Origin of the sequence: Blastococcus goldschmidtiae (assembly GCF_031845325.1) — a bacterium.
In the GTDB taxonomy this organism is placed as follows: Bacteria; Actinomycetota; Actinomycetes; order Mycobacteriales; family Geodermatophilaceae; genus Blastococcus; species Blastococcus goldschmidtiae.
The window spans coordinates 207202-213299 of the sequence record NZ_JAVREI010000006.1; the positions used below are offsets into that span (position 1 = coordinate 207202).

Below are 6098 nucleotides of genomic sequence, written 5' to 3' on the forward strand. Positions count from 1 at the left end.
CCGTGACCCAGCTGCACGACCTGACGGCGCTCGAGCAGGCCGCCGCCGTGCGGTCGGGCGAGGTGAGCCCCACCGAGCTGGTGCGGCACGCGCTGGACCGGATCGAGGCGCTCGACGGGGCGCTCGGTGCCTTCGTCACGGTCACCCCCGAGCGGGCGCTGGCCGCTGCCACCGCCGCCGGGCGCCGCGTGCGGGACGGCGGCGACCTGCCCCCGCTGCTGGGGGTGCCGACGGCGATCAAGGACCTCACCAGCACCGCCGGCGTGCGGACGACGTCCGGGTCGCGGGTCACCGCCGACCACGTGCCCACCGTCGACGACGTCGTCGTCACCCGGCTGGCCGCGGCCGGCACCATCAGCCTGGGCAAGACCAACACCCCGGAGTTCGGCTTCCCCTGCTACACCGACAACGACCTGGTGGGGCCGGCGCGCTGCCCGTGGGACCCGGGCCTGCTGGCCGGTGGCTCCAGCGGCGGGGCGGCGGTCGCGGTCGCGGCCGGCTTCGTGCCGTTCGCCCACGGCAGCGACGGCGGCGGTTCCATCCGCATCCCGGCCAGCGTCAACGGGCTGGTGGGACTGAAGCCGGCGCGCGGGCGGGTGAGCAACGCGCCGTCGGGCAGCGAGATCACCGGACTGGTCACCCACGGCCCGCTCGCCCGGACGGTGCGCGACGCCGCCGCGATGCTCGACGCGATGGTCGGCCCGGAGCCCGGCGATCCCGGCTGGGCGCCTCCGCTGCCGCAGGGGGAGACGTTCCTGGCCGCGGCCGATCGTGCGCCCGGGCGGCTGCGGATCGCCGTCCTCCGCGAGTCGCCGATGCCCGGGGCGGCGCCGCTCGAGCCCGAGGTCGCCACCGCCCTGGCGGACGCGGCCGGGCTGCTCGCCGACCTCGGCCACGACCTCGAGGAGGCGCCGGCCGGACTCGTCGGGCCCGAGGTGCTGCCTGCCTTCGAGCAGGTGTGGGCGCTGTCCGGCGCCACCCTTCCGGTTCCGGCCGAGCGGGTCGGTGACCTGCGGCCGCTCACGCGGGAACTGCGTGCCCGCGGTCTGGCGCTGACGGCCCGCGACGCCATGCTGGCGATGGCCGCGCTGCGGTCGTTCGCCCGGCGCTTCGTGCAGGCCACCGCGGCCTATGACGTGCTGGTCGCACCGGTGGTCACCATGACCCCGCGGCCGATCGGCTGGTTCGACGCCGACGGCGACGGCCCGCCGACGAGAGCACCCTGATCTCGCTCTCGGCATTCCCCGCCCTCTGCAACGTCACCGGCCAGCCGGCGGTGAGCGTGCCCCTGCACTGGACCGCCGACGGCCTGCCCATGGGCAGCATGCTGGTCGGCCGGCCCGCCGACGAGAGCACCCTCATCTCGCTCTCGGCGCAGCTGGAGGCCGCCCGGCCCTGGGCGCACCGACACCCCGCCGCCTGGGGGAGCACTACGGGCTGACCGGGACCGGTGCCGGTAAGTTGGCGGGTGTGACCGTCGTCGAGACCATCCTCGTCTTCGCCGTTGTCCCGCTGGCCGTGGTCCTGGTGCTCGCGCTGATGACCCTCGGGCCGGGCGCGCGCAACCGGCGGCCCCGCTACAAGCCCGGGCAGCCGTGGAACCACGACCCGATCTGGTACGAGCCACACCCGGAGGCCACCGGGCACGGGGGCGGCCACGGCGAGGACGACGCCCAGGCGCTCGGCTCGTCGGTCTACCCCGAGCGGTACGGCGACGAGGCCGCGGCGACGCACGCGGTCAGCGGCGGGACGCACGCGGGCAGCAGTGCGACGCGCGCGATCAGCGGTGGCTCGACCGGTGGCGCCACCGTGGCTTCCCGGCCCCGGGCCGCCGGCCCGCTCGGCGGAGCCCGCGGCACGTGGTGAGCCCGGTGCCCGCACCCGTCACGACCACCCCCGTCGCTCCCGCGATCGACCTGCCCGGAGGCCCGCGATGACCAGCGCTCTCGAAGTCGAGTCCCACGACACCGCGACGAACCGGACCGCCGCGGCGCGCACGGACGAGGGCGTCGACCAGATCTTCAGCTTCCGGGAGCTGGCCCGCCTCGACGAGGCCCTGACCATGTCCTCGCGGGAGACCGGCCTGCGCTTCACCCTCTACGTGGGCGACCTGGGCACCCCGACCCGCTCCCGCGCCGAGGAGCTGCATGCCCACTCCGGCGGCAACACCGCCGAGGCGGTGCTGATCGCCGTCTCGCCCGGGCAGCGCGTGGCCGAGGTCGTCACCGGGTCCGCGGCGGCGCGGCGGCTGCCCGACCGCGCCTGCGCGCTGGCCGTGCTGTCCATGACGACCGCCTTCGCCGGGGGAGACCTCGTCGGCGGCATCATCAACGGGCTGCGCCAGCTGGCCGATCAGGCGGGCCGGCCCACCACCCGCCACTGAGACATCGCGATCCTCCGGATCGCACCGCGGCCAGGAGCCGTCCCCGACCGGCCCGGAGCCCCACCTCGTGTGCCGATCGGGGAGCCTCCGGCCCCCGCGATCGCCCCACGATCACCACACCTACGAGGCCCCGTCCACCGATCCGGTGGCCGGGGCCTCGTCTCGTCGGTGCCTCAGAGGCCGGCTTCGGCGTCCCGCTCGCGGGCCCGCAGTGCCCGCGCGATGCCGTCCCGACCCTCGAACACCAGCCGCCGCAGGGCGGCGGGCTGGGTGGCGTCGGCCAGCCAGGCGTCGGCGGCGGCGATGGTGCGCGGCTCCACCACGGACGGGAAGAGGTACTGGACGGCGTTCTTGGCGATCTCGCCCGGGCGGCGGTCCCAGATGGACCGGATGTCGGTGAAGTACCGGTCCACGTACGCGGCGGTCAGCTCGCGCTGGGCCGGGTGCCAGAACCCCGCGACGATCGCCTCGTGCACCGCGTTGGGCACCTCGTCGTCGTGGAAGGACTGCCGCCAGGTCTCGGCCTTGGACTCGGCCGTCGGCCGCAGCGCCCGCGCGGTGGCCGCACGGCGGATCCCGGTCGCGGTGGCGTCACGGGCTGCCTCCGCCTCGATCTCGGCGTCGCCCGCGGCGCCCAGGGCGACCAGACCCTGCAGGAAGGACCATCGCGCGTCGGTGTCGACGACGAGCCCCTCGGGGGCGCGCGAGCCGTCGAGCAGACCGCGCAGGGCCGCGACGTGCTCGTCGGTCCGGGCGGCGCTGGCCAGCGTGCGGGACCACATCAGCTGCTGGTCGCTGCCCGCCGGCGCGGAGTCCAGCGCGGCCAGCGCGTGATCACCCAGCCGCGCCCAGCCGGTGGGCGCCCACGCCGGGTCGGCGAAGCTGTTCAGCGCCGTCTGCACCCGGGCCAGCAGTGACTGGGTGACGCTGATCTCGGTCTCGGCGCCCACCCCGGCCAGCACCAGCTCGACCCAGTCGCGGGCCGGGAGCTCGGCGTCGCGGGTCATGTCCCACGCCGCCGACCAGCACAGCGCCCGGGCCAGCGGGTCGGTCATCGCCCCGACGCGGGCGCGCAGCGTGGCCAGCGAGCGCTCGTCGAGCCGCAGCTTGGCGTAGGTGAGGTCGTCGTCGTTCACCAGGACCAGGTCCGCGGCGGGGTGGCCCGCCAGGTCGGGGACCTCGGTCCGTGCGCCGGCGACGTCGAGCTCCACCCGGTGCGTTCGGGTCAGCCCGTCGGGATCTTCGCTGTAGAGCCCCACGGCGAGGCGGTGGTTGCGCAGCACCGGGTGCTCGGCGACCGCGGTCTGCTCGATGGCGAAGCTGCCGTAGCGACCGTCGTCGGTGAGGTCGAAGACCGGCCGCAGCGTGTTCACCTGGCTGGTGCGCAGCCACTGGTCGGCCCACTCCGACAGGTCGCGACCCGAGCTCTCCGACAGGGGGCCGAGCAGGTCGGCGAGCGTGGTGTTGCCGTACTCGTGGCGCCGGAAGTAGCGCCGCACCCCGGCGAGGAACTCGTCCCGTCCGACGTAGGCCACCAGCTGCTTGAGGACCGAGGCGCCCTTGGCGTACGTGATGCCGTCGAAGTTCACCTCGACCGCTGCGACGTCGGGGATGTCGGCGGCGATCGGGTGCGTCGAGGGGAGCTGGTCCTGCGCGTAGGCCCAGGCCTTCTCGGTGTTGGCGAACGTCGTCCAGGCCGTCGTGTACTCGGTGGCCTCGGCCTGGCACAGCGTGCTGATGTAGGTCGCGAAGGACTCGTTGAGCCACAGGTCGTCCCACCAGCGCATGGTCACCAGGTCGCCGAACCACATGTGGCCCAGCTCGTGCAGCACCGTCTCGGCCCGGCGCTCGTAGCGGGCCCGGCTCACCTTGGAGCGGAAGACGTAGTCCTCGAGGAAGGTGACCGCGCCGGCGTTCTCCATGGCCCCGGCGTTGAACTCGGGGACGAACAGCTGGTCGTACTTGTCGAAGGGGTACGGGTAGTCGAAGACCCGGTGGTAGAAGTCGAACCCCTGCTTCGTCACCCGGAACAACTCGTCGGGGTCGAGGTGCTGGGCCAGGCTGGCCCGGCAGTAGAGGCCGAGCGGGATGCCGTCGTGGGAGTCGGTCACCTTGGCGTAGGGCCCGGCGATCAGCGCGACCAGGTAGGTCGAGATGCGCTTGGTGGGGGCGAAGTGCACCAGCTGCGAGCCGCCGTCGCCGGCCTCGACGGTGCGGTCACCGCTGTTGGAGACTACCTGCCAGTCGAAGGGCGCCGTCACGTGCAGGGTGAAGGTGGCCTTGAGGTCGGGCTGGTCGAAGCAGGCGAACATCCGCTTGGCGTCGGCCGGCTCGAACTGCGTGTAGAGGTAGACCTGGCCGTCCTCGGGGTCGAGGAACCGGTGCAGGCCCTCGCCGCTGTTGGAGTAGCGGCAGTCGGCGGTGACGACCAGCGTGTTCTGCTCGGCGAGGTCGGGCAGCGGCAGCCCGACCTCCTCCTTCCAGGTGCTCACGTCCAGGTCGACGCCGTTCAGGGTGGCCGAGCGGAGCCCGTCGGCGACCAGGTCGATGAAGGTCGAGGCGCCGGGCTCGCGGCAGCCGAACACGACGGTCGTCGTCGACTCGAAGGTGCGCTCGCCGGGGTGCCCGGCGCCGTCGGTGACGTCGAGGACGAGGTCGTAGCTCTCGACGGTCAGGAGTTCGGCGCGGGCGGAGGCATCGATGCGGGTCAAGTTGGGTGCGGCCACGTCCGGGAGCTTCCCACGCGAGGAGCAGGGCATTCGCGGCCACGGTGGGGGCCCCGGGTCCACGGCCACCGCTCCGTCCTGCGGGGGAACAACGGCGCCGCGATCCTGATTGGCACCCGGGGAGAGCCCGGTGACGCCGCCCGGGACGCCGACCGCGAGGAGAACCGCATGACCGAGGCAGTGCAGAGCGCCCCCGTGAAGGCCCGCGTCGACTTCTGGTTCGACCCGCTGTGCCCCTGGGCCTGGCTCACCAGCCGCTGGGTGCTCGAGGCCGTCAAGGTCCGCGAGATCGACCTGCACTGGCACGTCATGTCGCTGGCCGTGCTCAACCGCGGCCGCGACCTGCCGGAGGACTACCAGGAGACGATGAAGAAGGCGATGGGCCCGGTGCGGGTCGCGATCGCCGCCGCCCAGCAGCACGGCGACGAGGTGCTCGGCGACCTCTACACCGCCATGGGCACGCTGCGGCACCACGAGAAGGCGGAGCTCGACGAGCTGATCGCCCCGGCGCTGGAGCGCGCCGGCCTGCCCGCGTCCCTGGCCGAGGCGGCAACCTCGGCCGAGTACGACGAGGCGCTCGAGAAGAGCCACCACGCGGGCATGGACCCGGTCGGTGACGACGTCGGCACGCCGGTCATGCACATCGACGGCGTCGCGTTCTTCGGACCCGTCATCAGCAAGGTGCCCACCGGCGAGGACGCCGGCAAGGCCTTCGACGGTGCCGTCCTGCTGGCGAACCTGCCCGACTTCTGGGAGCTCAAGCGCACCCGCTCCACCGGCCCGGACATGGATTCCGTCCCCGCCGGGACCCTGGAGATCACCCGCCGCTGAGCGGGCACGCGGGGCTCTCGCCGCGTCGACGGACGTTCCGCCGCGCCGTGACGCGGCGGGACCTCCCGTGACGCGGCGGTACCTCTCCCCGTGACGGGGCGGGACCTCCCGTGGCGGGCCTCGCAGTCGTGGGGGGGGGGGGGGGGGGGGGGGGGGGG

At 74.1% G+C, this 6098-nt stretch carries 6 protein-coding genes; 5 read left to right on the forward strand and 1 reads right to left on the reverse strand.

Going from position 1 to position 6098, the window contains the following annotated elements; translation table 11 throughout:
- The first annotated feature begins 2 nt into the window (after positions 1–2).
- The 4 genes from RM425_RS11445 (at position 3) to RM425_RS11460 (ending at position 2383) form a co-directional block, all read left to right on the forward strand.
- Positions 3–1226: an amidase gene (locus RM425_RS11445; protein WP_311345326.1), complete on the forward strand. Its 1224-nt coding sequence runs from the start codon at positions 3–5 to the stop codon at positions 1224–1226.
- Complete coding sequence (locus RM425_RS11450; RefSeq protein ID WP_311345336.1) at positions 1226–1441, forward strand: amidase family protein; 216 nt, start codon at positions 1226–1228, stop codon at positions 1439–1441. The genes RM425_RS11445 and RM425_RS11450 overlap by 1 nt, the downstream gene beginning before the upstream one ends.
- A gap of 29 nt (positions 1442–1470) precedes the next feature.
- Entirely contained in the window at positions 1471–1866 is a 396-nt protein-coding gene (ctaJ, locus tag RM425_RS11455) for an aa3-type cytochrome oxidase subunit CtaJ (RefSeq protein WP_311345327.1), read from the forward strand.
- Positions 1867–1933: 67 nt separating this feature from the next.
- Complete coding sequence (locus tag RM425_RS11460) at positions 1934–2383, forward strand: DUF5130 family protein (RefSeq protein WP_311345328.1); 450 nt, start codon at positions 1934–1936, stop codon at positions 2381–2383.
- 173 nt (positions 2384–2556) lie between these two features.
- On the opposite strand, the gene pepN is transcribed toward RM425_RS11460, so the two are convergent.
- Positions 2557–5109 (reverse strand): aminopeptidase N, encoded by a 2553-nt coding sequence (gene pepN, locus RM425_RS11465; RefSeq protein WP_311345329.1) that lies wholly within the window; start codon positions 5107–5109, stop codon positions 2557–2559.
- 168 nt (positions 5110–5277) lie between these two features.
- Here pepN and RM425_RS11470 point away from each other — a divergent pair, with 168 nt between their 5' ends.
- Positions 5278–5940 (forward strand): mycothiol-dependent nitroreductase Rv2466c family protein, encoded by a 663-nt coding sequence (locus RM425_RS11470; RefSeq protein ID WP_311345330.1) that lies wholly within the window; start codon positions 5278–5280, stop codon positions 5938–5940.
- Positions 5941–6098 lie beyond the last annotated feature (158 nt).

Bases quoted from the DNA above. Each gene is read 5' to 3' on its own strand.
- RM425_RS11460 (WP_311345328.1), top strand. From the start codon at position 1,934: ATGACCAGCGCTCTCGAAGTCGAGTCCCACGACACCGCGACGAACCGG.
- RM425_RS11470 (WP_311345330.1), top strand. From the start codon at position 5,278: ATGACCGAGGCAGTGCAGAGCGCCCCCGTGAAGGCCCGCGTCGACTTC.